Source organism: Marinococcus luteus (assembly GCF_034497705.1).
GTDB lineage: Bacteria > Bacillota > Bacilli > Bacillales > Marinococcaceae > Marinococcus > Marinococcus luteus_A.
This window is the reverse complement of the sequence record NZ_JAXRUV010000011.1, coordinates 51552-73413: the sequence shown is the minus strand read 5'-3', so window position 1 is coordinate 73413 and position 21862 is coordinate 51552. Positions and strand designations below refer to the sequence as shown.

At 49.6% G+C, this 21862-nt stretch carries 23 protein-coding genes; 4 read left to right on the top strand and 19 right to left on the bottom strand.

Going from position 1 to position 21862, the window contains the following annotated elements; translation table 11 throughout:
* Positions 1-14: 14 nt before the first annotated feature.
* The 13 genes from qoxD to Q9M42_RS14310 all read right to left on the bottom strand — a co-directional run bounded on the left by qoxD (position 15) and on the right by Q9M42_RS14310 (position 11523).
* Positions 15-386 (bottom strand): cytochrome aa3 quinol oxidase subunit IV, encoded by a 372-nt coding sequence (qoxD, locus tag Q9M42_RS14370; RefSeq protein ID WP_322527150.1) that lies wholly within the window; start codon positions 384-386, stop codon positions 15-17.
* Positions 387-995 (bottom strand): cytochrome aa3 quinol oxidase subunit III, encoded by a 609-nt coding sequence (qoxC, locus tag Q9M42_RS14365; RefSeq protein ID WP_322527149.1) that lies wholly within the window; start codon positions 993-995, stop codon positions 387-389. It abuts the gene before it with no gap.
* On the bottom strand, positions 992-2941 hold the full coding sequence (gene qoxB, locus Q9M42_RS14360; protein WP_322527148.1) for a cytochrome aa3 quinol oxidase subunit I: 1950 nt from the start codon (positions 2939-2941) through the stop codon (positions 992-994). The genes qoxC and qoxB overlap by 4 nt, the downstream gene beginning before the upstream one ends.
* Positions 2942-2983: 42 nt before the next feature.
* Positions 2984-3922, bottom strand: a complete 939-nt coding sequence (gene qoxA / locus Q9M42_RS14355) for a cytochrome aa3 quinol oxidase subunit II (protein WP_322527147.1) — start codon at positions 3920-3922, stop codon at positions 2984-2986.
* Between the two features lie 304 nt (positions 3923-4226).
* Positions 4227-6017 (bottom strand): solute:sodium symporter family transporter, encoded by a 1791-nt coding sequence (locus tag Q9M42_RS14350; RefSeq protein ID WP_322527146.1) that lies wholly within the window; start codon positions 6015-6017, stop codon positions 4227-4229.
* A gap of 112 nt (positions 6018-6129) precedes the next feature.
* Complete coding sequence (locus tag Q9M42_RS14345; protein WP_322527145.1) at positions 6130-6846, bottom strand: class I SAM-dependent methyltransferase; 717 nt, start codon at positions 6844-6846, stop codon at positions 6130-6132.
* Positions 6847-6877: 31 nt separating this feature from the next.
* Entirely contained in the window at positions 6878-7396 is a 519-nt protein-coding gene (locus tag Q9M42_RS14340) for a MogA/MoaB family molybdenum cofactor biosynthesis protein (protein ID WP_091612571.1), read from the bottom strand.
* A gap of 66 nt (positions 7397-7462) precedes the next feature.
* Positions 7463-8473 (bottom strand): GTP 3',8-cyclase MoaA, encoded by a 1011-nt coding sequence (gene moaA / locus Q9M42_RS14335; RefSeq protein WP_322527144.1) that lies wholly within the window; start codon positions 8471-8473, stop codon positions 7463-7465.
* 16 nt (positions 8474-8489) lie between these two features.
* On the bottom strand, positions 8490-9077 hold the full coding sequence (locus tag Q9M42_RS14330; protein ID WP_322527143.1) for a molybdenum cofactor guanylyltransferase: 588 nt from the start codon (positions 9075-9077) through the stop codon (positions 8490-8492).
* A 4-nt stretch (positions 9078-9081) separates the two neighbouring features.
* Positions 9082-9315 carry a MoaD/ThiS family protein gene (locus tag Q9M42_RS14325; RefSeq protein WP_322527142.1) on the bottom strand — a complete coding sequence of 78 codons (234 nt, stop codon included), beginning with the start codon at positions 9313-9315 and terminating at the stop codon, positions 9082-9084.
* Positions 9312-9776 carry a molybdenum cofactor biosynthesis protein MoaE gene (locus Q9M42_RS14320; protein WP_322527141.1) on the bottom strand — a complete coding sequence of 155 codons (465 nt, stop codon included), beginning with the start codon at positions 9774-9776 and terminating at the stop codon, positions 9312-9314. The genes Q9M42_RS14325 and Q9M42_RS14320 overlap by 4 nt, the downstream gene beginning before the upstream one ends.
* On the bottom strand, positions 9773-10258 hold the full coding sequence (gene mobB / locus Q9M42_RS14315) for a molybdopterin-guanine dinucleotide biosynthesis protein B (RefSeq protein ID WP_322527140.1): 486 nt from the start codon (positions 10256-10258) through the stop codon (positions 9773-9775). The genes Q9M42_RS14320 and mobB overlap by 4 nt, the downstream gene beginning before the upstream one ends.
* A complete protein-coding gene (locus Q9M42_RS14310) occupies positions 10255-11523 on the bottom strand; it encodes a molybdopterin molybdotransferase MoeA (RefSeq protein ID WP_322527139.1) in 1269 nt (422 codons plus the stop codon). The genes mobB and Q9M42_RS14310 overlap by 4 nt, the downstream gene beginning before the upstream one ends.
* Before the next feature lie 80 nt (positions 11524-11603).
* Between Q9M42_RS14310 and moaC the strand changes: the two genes are divergently transcribed.
* The gene (gene moaC / locus Q9M42_RS14305; RefSeq protein WP_322527138.1) at positions 11604-12092 is read left to right on the top strand and encodes a cyclic pyranopterin monophosphate synthase MoaC; all 489 of its coding nucleotides are present in this window, start codon (positions 11604-11606) and stop codon (positions 12090-12092) included.
* A 3-nt stretch (positions 12093-12095) separates the two neighbouring features.
* Here the strand turns inward: moaC and modB are convergent, their stop codons facing one another.
* From modB to htpX, 6 genes are all read right to left on the bottom strand, one after another.
* Complete coding sequence (modB, locus tag Q9M42_RS14300; protein WP_322527137.1) at positions 12096-12749, bottom strand: molybdate ABC transporter permease subunit; 654 nt, start codon at positions 12747-12749, stop codon at positions 12096-12098.
* A gap of 13 nt (positions 12750-12762) precedes the next feature.
* Positions 12763-13539 (bottom strand): molybdate ABC transporter substrate-binding protein, encoded by a 777-nt coding sequence (gene modA, locus Q9M42_RS14295; protein WP_322527136.1) that lies wholly within the window; start codon positions 13537-13539, stop codon positions 12763-12765.
* Positions 13540-13576: 37 nt separating this feature from the next.
* Complete coding sequence (locus tag Q9M42_RS14290; protein ID WP_322527135.1) at positions 13577-14596, bottom strand: ThiF family adenylyltransferase; 1020 nt, start codon at positions 14594-14596, stop codon at positions 13577-13579.
* A gap of 17 nt (positions 14597-14613) precedes the next feature.
* Entirely contained in the window at positions 14614-15522 is a 909-nt protein-coding gene (rarD, locus tag Q9M42_RS14285; protein ID WP_322527134.1) for an EamA family transporter RarD, read from the bottom strand.
* Between the two features lie 137 nt (positions 15523-15659).
* Positions 15660-16223, bottom strand: a complete 564-nt coding sequence (locus Q9M42_RS14280; protein ID WP_322527133.1) for a copper resistance CopC family protein — start codon at positions 16221-16223, stop codon at positions 15660-15662.
* A 186-nt stretch (positions 16224-16409) separates the two neighbouring features.
* Entirely contained in the window at positions 16410-17309 is a 900-nt protein-coding gene (gene htpX, locus Q9M42_RS14275; RefSeq protein ID WP_322527132.1) for a protease HtpX, read from the bottom strand.
* A 229-nt stretch (positions 17310-17538) separates the two neighbouring features.
* Between htpX and Q9M42_RS14270 the strand changes: the two genes are divergently transcribed.
* The 3 genes from Q9M42_RS14270 (at position 17539) to egtB (ending at position 21861) form a co-directional block, all read left to right on the top strand.
* On the top strand, positions 17539-19482 hold the full coding sequence (locus Q9M42_RS14270) for an aconitate hydratase (protein WP_322527131.1): 1944 nt from the start codon (positions 17539-17541) through the stop codon (positions 19480-19482).
* 78 nt (positions 19483-19560) lie between these two features.
* A complete protein-coding gene (locus Q9M42_RS14265) occupies positions 19561-20445 on the top strand; it encodes an SDR family NAD(P)-dependent oxidoreductase (protein ID WP_322527130.1) in 885 nt (294 codons plus the stop codon).
* 150 nt (positions 20446-20595) lie between these two features.
* A complete protein-coding gene (egtB, locus tag Q9M42_RS14260) occupies positions 20596-21861 on the top strand; it encodes an ergothioneine biosynthesis protein EgtB (RefSeq protein ID WP_322527166.1) in 1266 nt (421 codons plus the stop codon).
* The last annotated feature ends 1 nt before the right edge of the window (position 21862 follow it).

Sequence of the window (21862 nt, the reverse complement as noted above, 5' to 3'; positions counted from 1 at the left end):
CAGGCTTTTTTTCTTTAATGATCCGAATGATCCATTTCCTCTGAACCGCCGCCGGAACCACCGCCGCTGTCCATATCCATGTCGTGCATGCCAAAAGACATGACCCAGATGGAACCTGCGATGACTACCGCTGCGATGAAAAATCCAAATAGGATATTTCCATACTGCGGCACTGGGTTTTTCTCGGCAATGTGCATGAACATGACGAGCTGAAGCACGGCCTGGATAACTGCGAGTATCATAATGATTGCAATAATCCATGGTACCGGGAGTCCGGACATCACAGTTGTGTAAGCAGCAACGAGCGTTAAAACAATAGAGGCAATAAAGCCAATAATGTGTTTAACGGGAATGGCTGACTCACTGTGTTCTGTGTGTTCACTCATTTAAACCACCATCCCTATCAGGTAGACGGCTGTAAAGATGAAAATCCATACAACGTCCAAAAAGTGCCAGTACAGGCCGATGACAAATGTTTTTCTCGCTGTCGTTGGCGTTAAGCCAATCCGGACCAGTTGAATGATAATCAACAGACACCAGACGATACCAAGCGTTACGTGTAGTCCGTGCGTACCGGTAAGCGTAAAGAACGCTGACCAGAATGCGCTTGATTGAATCGTTGCGCCTTCGTGTACGTAGTGTACGAACTCATAAATTTCAAAGCCAAGGAAGCCAAGACCTAAGGCCAGCGTGATGCTAAGCCAGATAAGAAGACCCTTTAATGACTCTTTTCTCATCATATGAATCGCTATCCCACACGTGAAACTACTCGTTAAAAGCAGAAACGTCATGGCAAGCGCTATTGGCATTTCAAACAATTCCGGTGCCGGAGTAGCATCCCCGTAGCGGCCGAACAAAACGGCGTAAGTGGCGAAAAGCGTGGAGAAAAGCACCACCTCGGCTGCAAGAAAGATCCAGAAGCCGAGAATGGTTAGCGTTCCCTCTTCTTTTCGGTACTCAAGAGGTCCGGTTTTTAATTCCGCGTGTTCACTCATTCTTTACGCCCCCTTGCCTGCTCCTCAGTACGTTTAATTTCATCAATAGGGACGTGATACCCTTCATCATAGTCGAAGGAGCGGATGACCATGCATATAATAATTCCGACCAAGGCTGGAATCGCAAGCCAGAACCAGTGCCAGACAAGACCAAAGCTTGCCACAAACATAATGGCTGACATAATGATCGGCATGCCTTTGTAGTTAGGCATATGAATAGGCTCAAGCTTCGACTCATCATAGGTGGTTGCACCTGTTTCTTTCATATCCCAGTAAGCTTCATGGCTGTTCACGTAAGGAACAGTAGCGAAGTTGTAGTGCGGTACTGGTGTTGTCGTTGCCCATTCGAGCGAACGGCCGTCCCAGGCATCGCCTGTTTTTTCACGAGGCTCGTAGCGGGCGCTGAAATAAATATTGTACACAAAGATGACAAAGCCGCCCGCAAGGATAAACGCACCAGTAGTGGAAAGCAGGTTGAGCGGCATCCATTCAGGCTCAATCGTATACGTACGGCGCGGCATCCCCATAAGACCGAGGAAAAACTGCGGCAGGAACGTAATATTAAAGCCAATGACGGTAAGCCAGAAGCTGACTTTTCCAATCTTTTCGTTCATCTTGTGACCAAACATTTTCGGGTACCAGTACGTAAGACCCGCAAACATTCCAAACAATGTCCCGGCAATCAGCACATAGTGGAAGTGGGCAATCAGGAAGTACGTATTGTGGTACTGGTAGTCAGCGGAAGCCATACCGAGCATAACCCCGGTAACACCGCCGATCGTAAAGTTCGGTATAAAGGCAAGCGCCCACAGCATCGGAACATTAAACCTGATCCTGCCCTTATACATCGTCCCAAGCCAGTTGAATATCTTAATCCCGGTAGGAACGGCAATCAGCATAGTCGTAATGGAGAAGAGAGAGTTCACTCCTGCTCCGGCACCCATTGTGAAGAAGTGGTGGACCCATACGACGAAGCTCAATCCGGCAATAACAACCATGGCATAAACCATTGCTTTATAGCCAAACAGCTGTTTTCTCGCGAAAGTGGAAATAACTTCAGAGAAGACACCGAACGCAGGAAGAATAACGATATATACTTCCGGGTGGCCCCAGAGCCAGAATAGGTTGGCCCACATCATCGGCATGCCTTCACCGGCTAATGTAAAGAAGTGGGTGCCAAAAATACGGTCAAGCGTCATCAGAGCCAGTGCAATTGTCAGAATTGGAAAGGCAAATATAATAATAATGGATGTGATCAATGCAGACCATGTGAAGATAGGCATCTTCATTAAGGTCATGCCCGGCGCACGCATCCGCAGGATCGTAACAAGGAAGTTAATCCCTGTGGCAAGCGTCCCGATACCAGACAACTGCAGAGCCAGCAAATAGTAGTTCTGATTAATCTCCGGACTAAGCTCCGGTCCGGCCATTGGAACATAGCTGGTCCACCCGGCGCTTGGAGACCCACCGATAACAAAGGAAATGTTAAACAGCATCGCGCCGAAGAAAAATGTCCAGAAGCTTAACGCGTTCAGGAATGGAAACGCAACGTCCCGAGCACCGATCTGCAGAGGCACAACAACGTTCATCAACCCGATGATAAACGGCATCGCCATAAACAGAATCATAGTGGTACCGTGCGTTGTAAAAATTTCATTGTAGTGCACAGAGTTTAAAAAATTCATTCCCGGGAGCGCAAGCTGCGTTCTCATCATTAAGGCATCTACACCGCCGCGGAAAAGCATTGCCAGGGCGGCAACAATATACATAATACCGATTTTCTTATGGTCCACCGTTGTCAAATATTCATCCCACAGCCATTTCCACAGCTTGAAATACGTGAGGACAAATACAATCAATACTGTAACGAGGACAATGGAAGCCATTGCCCCGTAAATTAACGGCTCTCCGGTGACAAGAAAATCATTCCATATAAAATCCCACAAAGGATGTCACCTGCTTTCTATATTTATCATGCTGAGATTGCTTTATTCTTCTTCCCAAGGGCCGCCTTCGCCGCCATAAAGTTCTACGTCTTCACCAAGGTCTCCGCTGTAGAGATCAGTGATATAGCTTCTTCCGTCATTTTCGCCAAAATCAACGTACTCTAAATGCGTACTCGAATATTCAGCCTCTTCAGCAAGGCCTGGTTCGAGGTACTGGTCAAAACGTTCCTTGGTCAACTCAGGAGCGTTATTTTGAATACCATTTACCCACTGATCGAACTCCTCTTCACTTTCAGAAGTAACAGTGAACGTATGCTCGGCAAAGCCGGATCCGTTAAAGTTCGCATTACGGCCTGCAAATTCACCCTGTTCCTCTGCTTCCAGATACAGTGTATTCTGCATACCGGCCATGTTGTATTTCTGGCCGCCAAGCGCCGGTATCCACAGTGCTGTCATTGAGTCAGCAGACGCCAGCTTGAATTCGATCGGACGATCTTCCGGTATGTGTAAGTAGTTAACCGTTTCAATATTTTGCTCCGGATAACTGAAATACCATTTCCAGTTGGATGTATCGGCATGAATGACCAACGGCTCCTGGTCTTCTGAGCCTTCGGGCGGTTCCTCCAGTGCATACAAGGAGGTCACTGTAGGTACTGAAAGAGCTGCTACAATAATAAATGGAATAACCGTCCAGACAATCTCGAGCGTGGTGTTTCCGTGCTGGTGAGGGTCATAGTCCTTGTCTGTCCAGTTCGGTCGTTCCCTAAACCGGATAATCATGTAGAAAAATAGCACAAAAACAACAATGACAATGACGGACATCAGTGTAATAGAAAAAATGATGAGTTCCTGCTGGGTTCTGGCTACCGGACCTTTAGGATCCAAAACTGTAATACCGCTGCAGCCGCTAGCGACGAGCAGCAAAGCAAACAACCCTGGTACCATAAACAGTCGTTTGAACCAGGAAACTGAGTTTTTCAAGCGCTTCACGCTCCTTCCTTTTTATTACCGACTTCTGTGATGAATAACCCCTCTCTCCATCAGCCACGGTTCATTCCGTTCATATGCAGAGCGCACCATTATCGTAGCAAATTTTTATGCCTCTCGTCATTTTTTCTCCGGCAAAATTTCAAAATTGACGATTTTTAAACACAAATATGTCATAAAACGTTCACTTCTATGCGCCTGTTGCTTAGAACCTTTATCATCGTATCCTAACGCCTGCCAATTTTCAACCTGCGAAAGGTTGTTTTAGGACAAAATTATGATGCCTCCCCGTACGCGTTTATACCTTATTTTCCGATTCCATATGAGCCTGCGGACTGTCTTCTTTCTCCGGTTTATACTGAAGGAGATAATTGCTGTACTTTTCGTTCCAGCGGCGGTAGGATAAAGCTGCAAGCACAACGGTGGCTCCAGCAATCATTGCCACAAAAGGCCAAAACCACGGAGAAACTATTCCATCTGCATAGGCGAGGCCTGCCTGGGAAAACAGCACGAATAGAAAAGCAACCCCTCCAATAAGCACCCAGGAAATGCTCAAGGCATGCTTCCATGGCATCATGGATACTTTCGGCTCGCTTCGCCGCTCTGCTGCTTCCATTGGCCTGTACAATCCCAGAAGCAGCATAATTCCAGCTTCTATTAAAAAAAGAATAAAAGACACATAAATAAAATTAATTGGTATTTCCACGCCTGTAAACTGCGGCAGTCCCCACAGCGCTATATAATAAGAAACTACGTGAAAAATAATTACGATTTTAGCCGCAAGCGGCGGCACCCGCTTTGTAAACACGCCAAATAATACGATCGTAATAATAGGAATGTTAAAAAATCCGGTGAATTCCCGGATAATGGTCCACAGTCCCTCCGGGGCAAACATAAGCAAAGGTGCGATAAAAAAAGAAATAAGCGCCAAGACGCTTCCAAACCATTTACTCACCGTAATCAAGTGCTCGTCGGAAATTTCTTTTCGCGCATTTGCTTTATACACATCGAGGGCAAACATGGTCGAAGCACTGTTTAAAAGCGAATTAAAGCTGGATAATACTGCTCCCATCAATACGGCAAGAAAAAATCCACTCAAAAAACCCGGCAGCAAGTTATTAATCAGTTCCGGATAAGCAAGATCAATGCTTCTCAGTCCGTCTCCGTACAAGTGGTAGGCAATTACGCCGGGCACCATCATAAACAGAGGTACGAGCATTTTGTAAAATCCTGAAAACAATACCCCTCTCTGCCCTTCCGCCAGGTTTTTTGCCCCAAGCGTCCGTTGAATAACATATTGGTTGGTCGCCCAGTAAAACAAATTCATCATAATCATTCCGGAGAAAACGGTGCCGATCGGCACCGCATCCCCGCTCGATCCTATCGCATTTAGCTTTTCGGGTTCCTCAACAGCAATCGTTTCCATTCCCCGCAGCAAATTTCCGCCTCCGAGCTCGATGAACCCGAGGATCGGAACGATAAGCCCGACAATCAACAGCCCGATGCCGTTTAACGTGTCAGACACCGCCACTGCACGCAGTCCGCCAAAGATTGCATACGCTGCCCCAATCAACCCGACCGTCCAGACCATTGCCCACACAGACTGCTCATAGGTAATCCCGAATACATCCGGAATGTTAAACAACTGCAAAACGGCAAGGGCCCCCGAATACAGTACGGAAGGTATCGTAACAAATACATAACCCAGCATGAATAATACAACTACATACCTGCGGACGCCCTGATCAAAACGCTCTCCCAGAAATTCAGGAAGGGTGCTGAACGCCCCGCTCAAATATCTCGGGAGCAGAAGCAGCGCTAAAATAATTACCGAAAAAGCCGCCGTCACTTCCCAGGCCATATTGGACATATTCGCCCCGTATGCCTGCCCGTTCAAACCGATCAGCTGTTCAGCAGATAAATTAGTAAGCAGAAGCGATCCCGCAATAAACCCGCCGGTCAAGCTTCTCCCCGCTAAAAAATAACCATCGGAATTATTAATACGATTTCTTGTTTTCATATAAGAAATAACAGCCACGAGCAGCATGAAAAAGATACAGGAAACAAGCATAAACACATTGTCCGCCATCAAAACGCCTCCTTCACCGTGATGAAACCAGTATGCAAAAAGTTTATTTTTGCTTTCCCGATTTTTCCATTTGCTAAGCATGCTATATATGCCTATTAAAAAGAACGAGCCGTCAGGCCCGTTCTTTTACCGCTTCAAGCAGCAGCATATTGGAGTTGATAAGTACCTTCCGTTCTTCCCGGTACGTCGAAAATGCCTGTGCTTCACTTTCAAGCTTATGCACCGTCCAGCCTTCATACTGGCGGGAAAGCTTTTGAATAATATCTTCGGTATCGAAATTCACTTCCATTTTTGCCGGGAGCTTCTCCTTCGTCTCCGCGTCTGTTTCATGAACCCCGGTATTCATTAAAAAGGCATGCACTCCGTTCTCAGCCGTGCCCTTCTGGAGTTTATCGATTAAATTCCAGAAGGTTTTTTCATCAGGCACGTGTTCGATGCTTGAAACTGCTATAATGCCGTCAAAATACGCCTCTTTCGGAGTGTACTCTTCTATTGCCTGCTTCACCGGTTTAATTTCCTGTTCGACGCCGTATTCCCTGGCGTACTCCGTTAACTGGGCTATGGCTTCGTCTAAAAAATCCACGCACGTAACCTCACAGCCCTGCTCCTGGAACTGCCTGGCAGCCGGTATGCTGTTACGGCCAATCCCGCTCCCAAGGTCAAGCAGCCGGATGTCTTCCCCTTTTCGAATTCGGTCCAGGGCATTGATAATACGGGAGGCCGGCTTTTTCATCCAGGTGCCCTTTTCAAATAAGTTATGCTGCTTGTAGTACTGGCGGTGATATTCTTTTTCTGAAGCCCGGATTTCCTCTAAACTTGGTTCTTTCACACACAAGCACCCCTCTTATTTTTCATTTTCCTTACAAGTCCCGCTGCTTTGTAGCCTCCCAAACCACGTGAGGCAGTTCAGGGATAATCAGCTTTTCCATCGCAAGCTTTACAGCCCCGGAGGACCCCGGCATTGTAAATACCGGCTTGTGATCGATAATACCGGCGGCAGCTCTCGATAAAATCGCCGAAGACCCGATGTCTTCCACGTAACTCAGGTAGCGGAACAGCTCGCCAAACCCGACAATTGCTTTATCAAATCTGGGCTCTACAGTTTCGATGGTAATATCCCGGTCCGCAATCCCGGTTCCGCCGTTAATCAGCACCGCTTCCGCCTCTGGATGGACTAGCGCTTCGTTCAAGCAGTTTGTGATTGATGCCTGTTCGTCTGTCACTATTGAGTAAAAACACACCTCATGGCCATGGGATTCGAGCAGTTCATGAATACGTCTGCCGCTTTTATCCGTTTCTTCGGTCCGCGTATCACTTACGGTAATAACAGCGCATTGAATCTTTTTCTCTGCCTGCTCTTTATGCTCTTCTGTTGCCATAGAAGTCCCCTCCTTTATTTTTCTCTTAAAAAAGAAGCCCTTTTCAGGCTTCCTCTTTTCTTCCTATTATCCCCCGATATAGGACATTTCAATCCGCTTACGGTTACGCGCCGTTTCTTCGGTCCGCTCTTCCGAATAACGGTCGGTCCGTCTGCCCCATATGCCGGCAATATTATTAAATATCGTTTCATCTGAATCCTCAGAACGGAGCTGATTACGTAAATCATACCCTTCGGTAGCAAACAGGCACGTAAACAGCTTGCCGTCCGCAGAGATCCGCGCCCGGGTGCACGTAGAGCAGAACGATTCTGTGACAGACGAAATAACGCCGACTTCGCCGCTGCCGTCCTTATAACGGTAACGGTCAGCCACTTCACCGTAATATCCCGGGTCCACGGGCTCAATCGGAAACGTCTGATGGATCGTGTCGATAATATCTCTTTTCGTCACCACCGACCCAAAGTTCCAGCCATTGGTGCTGCCCACATCCATAAATTCGATAAAGCGCAGGTTGACGCCGCGCTGTTTAAAATACATAGCCATTGGAAGAATCTGTTCTTCATTCATCCCTTTTTTGACTACGGTATTCACCTTTACAGTAAGGCCTGCTTTTTTTGCCGCTTCAATGCCTTTTAACACCGGCTTCGATCCGGTTTTTCTGCCGTTAATGCTCGCAAATACTTCATCATCGAGTGCATCAAGACTGATGTTCACCCGCTGCAGGCCGGCGGCCTTCAATTTTTCAGCCTGGGCGGGCAGCATTACACCGTTTGTAGTCAAAGCGATATCTTTAATGCCTTCGATTTCCGTCAAACGGCGGATCAGCTCGGGCATATTCTTACGAAGCAGTGGTTCCCCACCGGTCAAGCGGAGCTTTTCCACACCCAGACCGGCAAACAGGCGCGATACTCTGACGATTTCATCGAAGGAAAGCCGCTCGTCCTGGCCCATAAATTCAAAATCCGGACCGAAAATTTCTGCCGGCATGCAGTAGGTGCACCGGAAGTTGCATTGATCTATCACGGAAATACGCAGGTCACGAAGGGGACGGTTTAACTGGTCAGTTACATTGGTCATCGTATTCCCCCTCTCTCTATTTTACCTTTCTGTTTAACTCCTCAAGCTGCCGGACAGTATTAATATTTTCAAATGCTTCGGGACGCCAGTACGCTTTATTGACCTCTACGACTTTTTCCTTGCCGCTGAATACATTTTTCATCCGGTAGTCCCCGTTGGCTAGCTGGGCTTCTGCGTTTGAAAGCAGCTCCGCGCGAAACCATCCACATGCAGGGGCGAGTCTCCCCCCGACCTCCGGGATGACCGCATCTGTTTCCCGCGTAATATAAGAGGCCAGAAAACGCACCTCTTCCGCGGTAATAAGCGGCATATCAACTGGAAGCATAAATACCCATTCTTCTTCTGTATAGGAAAGGCCGGTGAAAAGACCGGCCAGCGGCCCCTTTTCTTTATGGGGCGGAAGATCTTCCCGGACCTTCACCTGTTTTCCGGCTTGTATCTGTCCGGTAATCGACGGATGAGAAATCAGCCAGATGGTTTTTACTTCAGTCTGAAGAGCCTCGACAGCCCGTTCATAAAAATAGCTTTCTTTCCAGACGGCAAAGGCCTTCGGAGAACCAAACCGCTCCGACATGCCTCCGGTCAGAATGATTCCATCTGCCACAGTATCATCCCCCGCTGACCGGCGGAATAAGGGCTACGGTGTCCCCCTGGGCGACCGGCGTGCTTTCTTCAGCAAACTCTTCATTCACAGCGGTCATAATGCCGCTGATATCAGCATCATACGTTACCTTTAAATGCTCAAGTACATCCTCCACAGTAGCTATGCCGCCACTGCTAATGGTGATCTTTTCACCGCCAAAAACATCTTTCATGTGGGCAAAGCATAACACATTAATCACTTATTTCCACCTCCCGGGGCCCCGTCTGGGTACCGCTTTTGTTCAAGCTGATCTCCTACCCACTGCTCGCCGTCTTCCCAGTGCTCTTTTTTCCATATAGGTACAATTTGTTTGATGCGCTCAATAATATATTCATTCGCCTCATAAGCGTCTTTCCGGTGCGGCGTCGAAACAGCAATGACAACTGCCGCATCCGAGATCTGCAGTTCACCGGTGCGGTGGCCAACGGCTGATTCAGCATCCGGCCAGCGTTCCTTCACTTCCCGTCCGATCGCCTCGAGCTGTTTTTCAGCCATCGAATGATACGCTTCATATTCCAGGTAGACTGTCCGCCGGCCTTTGGTGAATTCCCGGACCGTGCCGATAAACTGCACCACAGCTCCTGCTTCCGGACGCGTCACTTCAGCAGCAAGCTCTTCCACAGACAGCGGTTCTGATGTAACGAAAAATCGTTTCTTCATAGTATACTCCTCATATATTGTTCAAACCATTCATCTGTTTTTTCCATATCCTGAAAATGATTCACTTCTTCTCCAGGACCAAACGCTGTTTGAATATTATCAAGACCCTCAAGGGATATTTTATCTTCTGTGCTCCGGAGCAGAAGGACTTTAGGATGCGGCGCTTTTTTGTATCCTTCTATAAGGATAACATCAAGCGGCAGCTGCTGATAAATATTAAGAAGCGTGGAAAGGTCCGGCTCCTCCATATCTGCGAGGAACTGAAAGACTCCGGCCCCTTCCACACCGGAAGCCACGGCGCCCGCCTCCTTCAGCTCCAGGCTGTCGACACCCTCCGGCTGAAGCGGCACGCTCCTATGGCCGTGATGCTTTAATACACCTACCCTCCAGCCGTTTGCCCGGGCAAGCTCCGTCCAGCGTTTAAGCAGGGTCGTTTTCCCGCTTTCTTTAAATCCCGTTACCTGCAGTACCGGGGTGGTCATGAGAGCGGCTCCTTCTGGCCTTCATTATCTTCAAGCAGCATGACGTCGACTACGTCCCCCTGCTGGTACCCACGACTTCCCCCGGGTAAAACGATACACGCATTGGCACCGGCCAGGGAGGTTACCGCACTCGACTTATTAAAGCCTCCCGGCTCTGCATATAAACGGTCGCCTTCTGCACGGCAGCTGCCGCGCACAAAACGGGTGTACGGGTTCGGCTTGGAGAAATCCGCCGCAAGCTCCGCCTTTACCATCGTATGGTGCGGATGCGCAGAATGCATGACAGCCTGAATCACCGGCCGCACAAAAAGCTCAAAGCCCATATAGCAGGCGGACGGATTTCCTGAAAGGCCAAACAGCAGCGTGCCTTCCCAGCTGGCAACGGTCGTCACGCTGCCGGGACGCATCGCTACTTTGTTAAAGAACACGTCTGCGCCGAGTCGTTCATAAACGTCCGGGAGCAGGTCGTAGTCCCCGACCGACACCCCGCCGGTCGTAATGACCATGTCCGTTTCCTCGGCCGCCTGGCGCACCGCCTCGTAGCAGGGATCCAGTTCATCCTTCAGCTTACCGTAGTATACAGGCTCCGCCCCGGCGCGCTGAAGCTGGGCGATCATCATGTAGGCGTTGCTGTTTCGTATTTTGCCCGGCTCCAGATCATCAGAGACATCAAGCAGCTCCGTGCCTGTCGCAAACACGCCGACGACCGGCTTTTTAGCCACCTTCACCGTGGCGTAGCCAAATGTCGCAAGCAGGGCCGTGACGCCCGGGTCAATCCACGTGCCCACCGGAACGAGTTCGGTGCCTGCCTCCGTGTCCTCCCCTTCAAAGGAGATGTTTTGATGCTGTTCAAATTCGCGCTTAATCGTCATAAGCGGGTACTTTCCGTCATGATCCTCCTGGGCAAGCTCGAGCATTACGACGGCATCGCACTGCTCCGGAATTTTTGCCCCTGTCATGATGCGTACTGCCTGGAAAGGCCCGAGTTCTTTTTGTGACACAAAGCCAGCTCCTATTTCCTCAACTACCTGAAAGGTAACAGGCTGCTCCCGCGAAGCTCCACGCGAGTCCACCGAACGGATGGCAAACCCGTCATAGGGGGAACGGTCAAACGGCGGGACCGGATGAGCGGCCGTAATCGTCTCTGCCAGCCGGCGGCCGTAGGACTCCTGGATGGAGACCTCCTCCACGCCACCTTCTTTGATATTCTCCATTACTCGTTCAATTGCTTCTTTTACAGGGACAGGCGTACGTTTTTCAACCATATCGATGCTCCTTTGTCGTATTTGAATGTATGTATCCGTGCTATAATCGGTCAATACTATATCCAGGAGGGAGATTTACCATGTCAGAATTTACGCATTTTAACGAACAGGGCCGGGCCAGAATGGTGGATGTCTCCGATAAACCGGTGACGAGCAGAAGCGCCCTGGCAGGTTCAAGCATTCGTGTTCCGGAAGAGGTCTACCATGCCGTGACGCAGGGAGATATTAAAAAAGGGGATGTGCTTGCCGTTGCCCAAATCGCAGGAATCACCGGCGCCAAACAGACATCCACCCTTATACCAATGTGCCATCCGCTCCCGTTAAGTAACGTGGACATCAGCTTCTACTGGAAAACAGAAGAAACGTATGAACTGTTTATTGAAGCTTTTGTCAAAACGAAGGGAAGCACCGGTGTGGAAATGGAAGCGTTGACTGCAGCATCCGCCGCTGCTTTGACCGTGTATGATATGTGCAAAGCGCTCGATAAGGGAATGGTCATCGGACCGACATATCTGCTTGAAAAAACCGGGGGCAAAAGCGGTGACTATCACCGGGAAACAAGCGATTAATACTTAACGTTCCCGGTTTAAAAGGTAAGTTAAACCGAGCAGCAGGAAGGAAATAAATATACTGATGCCGACGTACGTATACGCAAGGTTCATTTGATTCGACTCAATGGCCACGTAAATGGCCGTCGGCATTGTTTGTGTAACGCCGGGAATATTCCCGGCAAACATCAGCGTAGCCCCGAATTCCCCCAGAGCTCTCGTAAAACTGAGCACAAACCCTGTCATAAGCGCCCTCCCGGCGAGAGGAACAGCAATATTTGTAAACACCCGCCACTCTCCTGCCCCGTCAACTCTTGCAGCGGATTCAATATTTGGGTCAATTGAACCGTAGCCGGTTTTTGCCGACTGAAACATTAAAGGAAACGCCACGACCGCAGCGGCAACAACAGCGGCGACCGGCGTGAAAATAATCGAATTTTGAAACACTTTTTCATACACGCTGCCAATCCAGCTGTTCGTTCCAAAAACGACGATAAGTAAAAAGCCGGTAACGGACGGCGGCAGCACGAGCGGAAGCATCAGGAACGTTTCCGCCCCCAGCTTCCCCCGGAAATTTCTGACGGCAAAAACTCTCCCGAGCATCGCACCGGCAATGAAAACAAGGACTGCTGCGATGCTTGCTGTCAAGAGAGATAACTGTATCGGAAACCAAAACATCAGGCACGCTCCTTTATTCCGGGTTTGAAAAGCCGTACGAGCGCAAAATGTCCCGGGCTTCGCTGCTTTGCATATACTCCATAAATTCCCGGCTTTCTTTTTCATTCCCGTTCCCCGCCACGGCCCCGCCGTAATAATGAATAGCTGAGTACAGAGAAGCATCAATTTCTTCAAGCATCCGGACGTCAGCTCCGCGGGCGTCTGAAGCGTACACAAAGCCGACCGCTGCATTGCCTCTTTCGACAAGAGTTAACGCGTGCCGCACATCCTTGGCAAAAACCATCCGATCCTGCACGCGCTCCCATTCCTCCATGGAAGTGAGTGCTTCCCGGGTATACCTTCCGGCAGGTGCTGCTTCCGGCGTTGCCACGGCTATCCGTCCGCTCCCCTCAAGCACGTTTTGAAGTTCCTCTGCCGAACTGTCTTCAGGCACGACCGCCACCAGCGTATTTTCTGCAAAAGCAGGATTTTCTGCTTCCACTATTTTATTCTCCTGTTCAAGATCGTTATAGTGCGAAGCTGAAGCTGACAAAAAGACGTCCGCCGGACTGCCGCGCTCAATCTGCTGCTTTAGTGTTCCGGATCCGCCGTAGTTAAAGGCCAGTGAAATATCCGGATGCTCGTTGGCGAAGCTTTTTTGCACCTCTGTCAGGGCATCCTGAAGGCTGGCCGCCGCTGAAACCGTCAGCTCAGTCTCCCCTTCGTTCTGTTCTGCCTGCGGACCGCCGCCGTTGCAGCCCTGAAGAAGAAAAATCCCGGCCCCTGCTGCTACGAAGGGTTTCCAGTTCATATTGTCCGTCAGCTCCCTTCGATGGATTGTTTTTAGGTTACCCGAGCAGCTGTGCATACCACCGCTTGGCTTCCTGAACGTCGCTCGTGCCGTGAATGAGCGCCCGCCCGTCCTGAAATAAAACGATACGCCGCGTTTCAGTCTGCACCGACAGCAGATAAGGATTTTTGCGCACGCTCCAGTTCCGGCTTTCCCAATCGCGCTCGAGCCGTTCAAAGTTCAGCTGTTTGCTTTCCCCCGGGCGGATCTGTACCGTTTCCCTGCCGCACAGTACGCTCGTTTTATTTGAATGTTCATATGTTAACGCCGGATATTCCGCTTTTTCACCGCACGATAGGCATTCCGGATCTTTACTGCTCTGCAGGCCGATGGAAAACTGCTGCTGGTTCCAAAGATCAAAATAATCCAGACTTACCGGAAGGCTTTCTCCATCTCCGACCAGTATTTTCAAGGCTGCGGCCGTCTGCTTTGCCGCTACTGACTGCACAGCCGGAGCGATCACTCCTACTGTGTCACACGTCTGCCCTTGCGAAGGGATCTTTTTCCATACGCAGCGGAAGCATGGGCGCCCCCCTGGAAGAAACGGGTGCACCATGCCGATACTTCCAACACAGGCTCCGTAAATCCAGGGCTTGCGGTATTTTCTCGCCGCATCGTTTATCAGCAGACGGGTATCAAAATTGTCCGTGCCGTCAATGATAAGATCTGTCTCTGCAGCCTTTGCTTCGATCCATGTAAAATCGACATCCACCACTTCACCGTGCACACGAACCCCGGAGTTAATTTCACGCAGCCGTTGTTGTGCCGCGGCTGCTTTAGGCATCTGCTCTGCGGCATCCTTTTCCGTATACAGCTGCTGGCGCTGCAGGTTACTGTACTCTACGTAATCACGGTCTGCGATCGTCACCGTGCCAACGCCGGCGCGCACAAGCATCTCCGCTGCTGAAGCCCCGAGCGCTCCCGCACCGACAATCGTCACAGAGCTTTCGTTTAATTTTTTCTGGCCTGCTTCACCAATCGGCGAAAACAGCTGCTGTCTCGAGTATCGCTCATCCATGCTTTCTCTCCTTTTCTTCAATTATTTATAGCTGCTTCTGTTTTCTTTCTCTGCATATGAATACGTGTCCGGGAAACGGTAAACAGCGTAAGTCCCGCCCAAACAATTAAAAATGCCGTGAACTGCTGGAAGGAAAAAGGCTCCCTAAATAAAAAAACACCCAGCCCGAGCATAATCGTCGGCGCAATGTATTGCAGAAAGCCAAGCAGAGAATAGCTGATCTTTCGTGCCCCTGAGGCAAACAGCAGCAATGGAACGGCTGTAGCTGCCCCCGCCCCGAAGAGCAGTGTCCACGTGCCCGAATCATAGGTGGAAGCCGTTTCGCCCGAAAAGAACATTAAAAAAATCAGGGCAAATGGAGCTGCCAGAAACGATTCCAGTGTCAAACCTGCCCATGCGCCGAGCGCTACAGTTTTTTTAATAATACCATAGCACCCAAAGGATAATGCCAGGATAATCGAAGCCCACGGAAACTGCCCGTAGGAAATCGTCAGCACGAATACGCCGATAAATGCGAGCACTACCGCAGCTATTTCCATGCGTGCCAGCCGCTCTTTTAAAAACACCGTGGCCAGAGCTACGTTCACAAGCGGATTAATATAGTAGCCCAGACTCGCCTGGATCACGTGGTCCCCGTTTACCGCAAAGATAAAGGTGAACCAGTTGATGGTAATCAATAAAGCGGCGCCGGTAATCGCCGCCGTCGTTTTCACGGAATGAAAAGCATGCGTTATTTCATTCCATACTCCTTTATAGCCCCCAATCAGCACAATAAGTACAGCCATGAACAAAAACGACCAAATCACCCGGTGGGCAAGCACATCGATCGCCGGAACATCGTTAAAAAGCTTCCAGTAAAGCGGAAGAAATCCCCAAAGTACATAAGCCGCCACTCCTGCTGCAATGCCTGTCTGCTGCTCTCTCATCTGCATCTCCGTCCTCTCTCCCCGTCTATTATAGCGGACAAAGGTGTCTCCCTGCCAAACAAGAACGGCTGAAGTCATTGGATTTTTCCATGCACAAACAAAAAAACAGCTTCGAAGGGTGTCGAAGCTGTCCGCTATTACTTTTTACGCTCTCTGTTTTTCCATAAAATGATAGTGAACGCGGAAACGACTGTCAGACCAAGCGTCCCCATAATCACCATGCCGGGGATATTCGGGCCTGCTTCTTCTGCTTCCTGCTCTTCCTCCTGTTCAGCCTCTGTGAGGGCACTTTCACCTGTACGTTCTTCCAGGTTATCCTGTCTTTCTTCTAAAGAAGAATTACTGTTAATACTGAAATTAATGCCCTGCTGCTCAGACTCCCCTTCCGTATCCGTTACAGTGTAATTCAATATATAGTTTCCATTTTCCAGAATGCTTTCGATTTCTGCAGAGACTGTCGTTCCGTCTTCACTGATCGATGGTTCTTCTATATCAATTTCATCGCCGGTTTCTACAAGCAGATACATATCTTCTACACGGTCAATCTCTGTATCAAAGTTGAGTTCCACTCGCTCGGGTACTTCCAACAAAGAATCTCCATCTTCCGGACTCGAGGATTCCAGTACGGGCGCTGCAACCGCCTGGTAAGGGGAAGCGATGAAAAATAAAACCGCGAGAAGACCAAAAATTCGATATTTCATAGGACTTCTCCTTTCAATAAATAAATCACTCTATTCTTTATATCATGATATAAAGCCAAATTCGAACCATATCATTTACGTTTTTGTGTCAATTTTATATTTCCCGGGAAATATCTACCTCTCTATCCTTCCACCTGGTACAAAAAACCCGGACGCGGCAGGCGCATCCGGGGAAGGTGCATATATTCAGCTTTGTTCTAAACGGCGGATCCGGTCTTCAAGCGGCGGGTGCGACGAAAAGAGCATCGCAGCTGCCGACGGCTTGTTATTAATTTTCAGCGTCTGCATGGAGGACTGTTCCGTATCTACCCGGTCCACATAATTTTGCAGCGAGCGGAGAGCATGGGCCATCTTGTCTTTTCCAGCAAGGTCTGCCCCGCCGCGGTCGGCGTGATACTCACGGTAACGGGAGTAGGCAGCCACGACAATGCTTCCGAGAATCGAAAAGAGGATTTGAAATACAATAATCGCCAGAAAGTGAATAATCGGGCGCATATTTTCGTTTACGAATCTCGATACTGCAAAGGCTACGACCCGTGCCAGGAACACCACGAACGTGTTCACGATTCCCTGCAGCAGTGTCATAGTGATCATATCGCCATTTGCCACGTGGGCAACCTCATGGGCGATAACGCCTTCAACAGCATCATCGTCCATCGATTGAAGCAGACCGGTTGAAACGGACACAAGCGATCTTTTTTTGGTCGGCCCCGTCGCAAAAGCGTTCACTTCAGAGGACTGGTAAATCCCAACCTCCGGCATATGAGTGAGCCCTGCGCGCCGGCAGAGACGGTGAACTTTTTCAACTACCATTTTTTCAGCCTGGCTTCCCGGATTATCCGGGTCAATCACTTTGACGTTCATCGCTTTTTTCGCTATGAATCTCGACATAGCCAGTGAAATAAATGCTCCGGCAAAGCCGATAACGGCACTGATAATTAACAGCGGCACCAAATTGAGCGTCCCGGCCCCGTAGTCATAAGCACCCAGGTTAACACCAAACAAACTTAGTATTGAAAACACGACGACAATTGTTAACAACACCATCATGTTCGTTAACAGAAACAGCATGATTCTTTTACCCATGGCTTTCTCTCCTTTTTTCCTGTTCATTTTCTTTTACACAAGTATTTATACGCAGGTGTACCCCGGATGGTTTCATCCTTATTTATATTATCACACATTAAAATTTACACGAAAAGAAAGATCCCTCGTATGTTTACAAGTTTTTCTAAGCAGGTATAAATATTAAGAGCATGTTTTCATTCAGAAAGAATTAACACAATTGGAATTCTGACGAAGGAGGACGCCATTTATGGCACGAAACGTCGCACAAAAGTTAATTGAAGAGCACCTCGTCTCGGGAGAGATGACTCCAGGCGAAGAGATTGGGATGAAAATCGACCAGACACTCACCCAGGATGCCACAGGAACAATGGTGATGCTTGAGCTTGAAGCAATGGGGGTTGAACGGGCTCAGACAGAAGCTTCCGCCCAGTACGTAGACCACAATATCATTCAGGAGGATAACAAAAACCCGGATGATCACCTGTTTCTTCAAACAGCAGCAAAACGCTTCGGCATGTATTTCAGCCGCCCGGGTAACGGCGTCAGCCACCCAGTACACATGCAGCGCCTTGCCCGTCCCGGCCGCACCCTTCTCGGGTCGGACTCCCATACTTGTGCCAACGGCTGTATGGGGATGCTTGCCATGGGAGCAGGCGGCATCGAAGTAACGATGGCCATAGCTGGAGAGCCATTCTTTGTTAAAATGCCCCAGGTTTGGGGAGTAAAGCTTACCGGCAAGCTGCCGGACTGGGTCAGCGCCAAGGACGTTATTCTTGAACTTCTACGCCGCCATGACGTAAAAGCCGGCGCTAACAAAATCATTGAATACTACGGACCAGGCCTTGAAGACCTGAGCGCTATGGATCGTCACGTCATCGCGAACATGGGAGCCGAGCTCGGTGCCACCGCAAGCGTATTTCCATCGGACGATGAAGTGAAGCGTTTCATGGCAAGCCAGAACCGCGAGGACGAATGGCACGAGTTGAAAGCTGACCGCGGTGCCCAGTATGACATCGATGAAGAAATCGATTTGTCCTCTCTTGAGCCGCTGATTGCCAAACCGTCGAGCCCGGGCAACGTTGTACCGGTGCGGGAAATCGCCGGCGAACCTATTTTCCAGGCATATATCGGTTCATCCGCGAACCCTGGATACCGGGACTTTGCGATTGCTTCTGAGATTGTCAAAGGGAAAAATGTGCATGAAAATGTAAGCTTTGACATTAACCCATCTTCACGGCAGATGCTGACAGACCTCGTGTCCAACGGCCATATTGCCAATCTTCTGAGCGCTGGCGGACGGCTGCACCAGGCAGGCTGTAACGGCTGTATCGGTATGGGACAGGCACCTGCCACCCACAAAAACAGCCTGCGGACGACTCCGCGGAACTTCCCGGGACGCTCGGGTACGAAGGAAGACCGCGTATTCCTGTGCAGCCCTGAAATAGCTGCTGCTTCCGCGCTTTACGGTGAAATTACTGACCCGCGGACTCTTGATATGGATTATCCTAAGGTAGGCGAACCTGATGAGCCAACCGTTGATTTCCGGCTGCTGCAGGAGCCGCTTCCTTACGAAGAAGCAAAAAATATAAAAATTGAAAAAGGCCCGAACATTGCTACCCTTCCGGAAATGGAAGAGCTGCCGGACCGCATCGAAGTACCAGTACTGCTGAAGCTTGGCGACAACTTCTCCACCGACGAGATTCTTGCCGGCGGAGCACGCGTGCTTCCGTACCGCAGTAACCTGCCGGAAATCAGCAAGTTTTCATTCGAAATTACCGATGAAGACTATTACAACCGGGCAATGGAAATTAAAGATGATACCGGTCACGCTATTGTCGGCGGATCCAACTACGGCCAGGGCTCAAGCCGTGAGCACGCAGCCCTTGCACCCCGCTACCTCGGCCTGCGTGTTGCCCTTGTCCAGGACTTTGCCCGTATTCACTGGCAGAACCTGGTGAACTTCGGCGTGCTTCCGATCACGTTTGAAGACACTGAAGACTATATGAAAATCGACGCCGGTGACACTATTGTGCTTGAGAACCTGCGTGAAAATATCCAAAATCACAACACGTTTGAAGCCACTGTTAAGAACAAAAATGAAACCATTACCGTGCGCCATGAAATGTCGAGGCGCCAAATTGACATGATGCTCCGCGGCGGCTTGATCAACTGGGTACGCGCAAAACAATAATAGTACCGGCGGGGCAGACGCTTCTTTTTTAGGAAGCGCTGCTCCTTTATATTTGATGATTAAGGGAGGCCTTCATTGATGGAAAACAAAGTAGAAAATCAAAGAACTATCCTTTTGACCGGTGCCACTAACGGCATCGGCAGAATCGTCGCAGAAAAACTGGCAGCTGAAGGGCACACCCTATTGCTGGTGGGACGCAAGGAATGGAAATGCGAAGATTTGATTACAGAATTGGAGCAGAAAACCGGAAATACGAAACTTCATTTTTATCAGGCTGACCTTTCTCTGCTTCGGGAAATTGAGACACTCGCAGAGACAGTGGCACGGGACTACGGCCAGCTTGACGCCCTGATTAATAATGCCGGAGCCGTCTACTCTTCCAGGGTTTGGACGGAGGAGCATCTTGAGCGCACCTTTGCCCTGAATTACCTCGGGGTATTTTATCTTACTGAACTTCTCCTTCCTCTTCTCCGTAAGAGCTCTGACGGCCGGATTGTAAATGTTTCCTCTGCGGCCCATGCCTTATCCAGGATGAACTTTCAAAATCTGCAGGGTGAGCAGAAGTATAACGGTTTGAAGCAATATGGTCTGGCAAAGCTTTCGTTGCTGCTGTATACGTATGACCTGTCCCAAAGGCTCCGCCATGAAAATATTAAAGTGAACGCTCTCCACCCCGGCAACATTTCCACCGGGTTCGGATTGAATAATAAAAATGCCTTTTACCGGGGGCTTAACAAATTCACCAGTATGTTCGGCGACTCCCCCGAAGAAGGAGCTGACCTGGAAGTGTCGCTTGCTTCAGGTGCCCGCGGCTCTCAGGTAACCGGTAAATACTTCACGAAAAAAGGTATTACGAGCTCTTCGAGTGATTCCTATTCCACAGCCAATCAAAGAAAGCTGCGGGAAATCAGCGAAGAACTTGTTTATCACTACACCGGAAGAGAGCTTCAGAAAGAAGCCTAAAAAATATCAGCCTAATGGAATGCCTTCGCGGGCATTCCTTTTTTCGCTTTTCTGTCTTTCCGCCTTGTTTTGCCCTGTTTTGAAGCGGGTATTTAATCTTCATGTGCATGTACTTATGCACCATTCTATTTATCTGAGGAGGAATTCCCCATCGTACAGGCGAAGGCAAATGCCGCAAAAGCTGACTTTACCGAACGTTTTAAGTCTCTGCGTCAGCAGACGATGAAGCTGACCGAACCGTTGTACACCGAAGACTTTATGATTCAGGCGCATCCTGACGTCAGTCCGGCGAAATGGCATCTGGCCCACACGACCTGGTTTTTTGAGCAGTTCATTCTCAAGCCGTACGCTGACGATTACGAAGAATTTTCAAAATTCTCTAACGGCTTGTACAACTCCTATTACGAAACGCAGGGAAAACCATTTCCAAAGCAGTACCGCGGACTGATTTCCCGGCCGACGACCGAAGACACCATGGAATACCGGCGTCATGTGGAAGCGGCCATGGAACGTTTTCTTCAGGAAGGCCCCTGGAATGAAGAGATCGCTGAATTAATGGAAACTGGCCTGCAGCACGAGCAGCAGCACCAGGAGCTGTTAGTCACCGACACAAAATTCAACTTTTCGATGAATCCACTTAACCCTGCCTACCTGGAAAATGATTCTTTTGCTGAACAAGGCGGGACTCCCAAGCTGGAATGGCACGCCTATGAAGACGAGCTAACGACTATCGGGACGGACAATCTGCATTTTTCCTTCGATAACGAACGGCCGAAGCATAAATTTTATCTGCACGCCTTCTCTATCGCCTCAAGGCCAGTGACCAACGAAGAATATATTCGTTTTATTGAAGACGGCGGCTACGAAGATCCTGAGCTTTGGCTTTCCGAAGGCTGGGGCATTGTCCAGGAGCACGACTGGAAAGCACCGCTCTACTGGCAGAAGCAGGGGGGGATCTGGTTCTACTTTACGATGAACGGCCTGAAAGAAGTGCGCCTTCATGAACCTATTGCCCATATCAGCTACTACGAAGCAGATGCCTATGCCCGCTGGGCCGGAGCGCGCCTTCCTACCGAACAGGAATGGGAGTATGCTTTCCGCAGCTCCGAAGCAGACGGTACGTTTCTTGAATCTGAAAGCTATCACCCGCAGCCGCTCCAATCGACTCCGGGTGCATACGGAGACGTGTGGGAGTGGACACGCAGTCCTTATTCCCCGTATCCAGGCAACCGTCCGCCGGAAGGGGCCTTGGGAGAATACAATGCAAAATTTATGAGTAACCAAATGGTGCTGCGCGGCGGTTCATGCGCGACTCCGCAGTCACACATACGCTCCACCTACCGCAACTTTTTCCCGCCGGAAAAACGATGGCAGTTCAGCGGGCTGCGGCTTGCCAAGGACGGGGTGCACAAATAGC

Coding starts and splice junctions, on each gene's coding strand:
- moaC (WP_322527138.1), top strand. CDS start 11,604: ATGTCAGAATTTACGCATTTTAACGAACAGGGCCGGGCCAGAATGGTG.
- rarD (WP_322527134.1), bottom strand. CDS start 15,522: ATGAGAGAGCAGCAGACAGGCATTGCAGCAGGAGTGGCGGCTTATGTA.
- Q9M42_RS14340 (WP_091612571.1), bottom strand. CDS start 7,396: ATGGCAACAGAAGAGCATAAAGAGCAGGCAGAGAAAAAGATTCAATGC.
- htpX (WP_322527132.1), bottom strand. CDS start 17,309: ATGGGTAAAAGAATCATGCTGTTTCTGTTAACGAACATGATGGTGTTG.
- Q9M42_RS14320 (WP_322527141.1), bottom strand. CDS start 9,776: ATGAAGAAACGATTTTTCGTTACATCAGAACCGCTGTCTGTGGAAGAG.
- Q9M42_RS14290 (WP_322527135.1), bottom strand. CDS start 14,596: ATGGATGAGCGATACTCGAGACAGCAGCTGTTTTCGCCGATTGGTGAA.
- Q9M42_RS14280 (WP_322527133.1), bottom strand. CDS start 16,223: ATGAAATATCGAATTTTTGGTCTTCTCGCGGTTTTATTTTTCATCGCT.
- qoxD (WP_322527150.1), bottom strand. CDS start 386: ATGAGTGAACACACAGAACACAGTGAGTCAGCCATTCCCGTTAAACAC.
- mobB (WP_322527140.1), bottom strand. CDS start 10,258: ATGACCACCCCGGTACTGCAGGTAACGGGATTTAAAGAAAGCGGGAAA.
- Q9M42_RS14265 (WP_322527130.1), top strand. CDS start 19,561: ATGGAAAACAAAGTAGAAAATCAAAGAACTATCCTTTTGACCGGTGCC.
- qoxC (WP_322527149.1), bottom strand. CDS start 995: ATGAGTGAACACGCGGAATTAAAAACCGGACCTCTTGAGTACCGAAAA.
- modA (WP_322527136.1), bottom strand. CDS start 13,539: ATGAACTGGAAACCCTTCGTAGCAGCAGGGGCCGGGATTTTTCTTCTT.
- modB (WP_322527137.1), bottom strand. CDS start 12,749: ATGTTTTGGTTTCCGATACAGTTATCTCTCTTGACAGCAAGCATCGCA.
- moaA (WP_322527144.1), bottom strand. CDS start 8,473: ATGACCAATGTAACTGACCAGTTAAACCGTCCCCTTCGTGACCTGCGT.
- Q9M42_RS14270 (WP_322527131.1), top strand. CDS start 17,539: ATGGCACGAAACGTCGCACAAAAGTTAATTGAAGAGCACCTCGTCTCG.
- Q9M42_RS14310 (WP_322527139.1), bottom strand. CDS start 11,523: ATGGTTGAAAAACGTACGCCTGTCCCTGTAAAAGAAGCAATTGAACGA.
- Q9M42_RS14350 (WP_322527146.1), bottom strand. CDS start 6,017: ATGGCGGACAATGTGTTTATGCTTGTTTCCTGTATCTTTTTCATGCTG.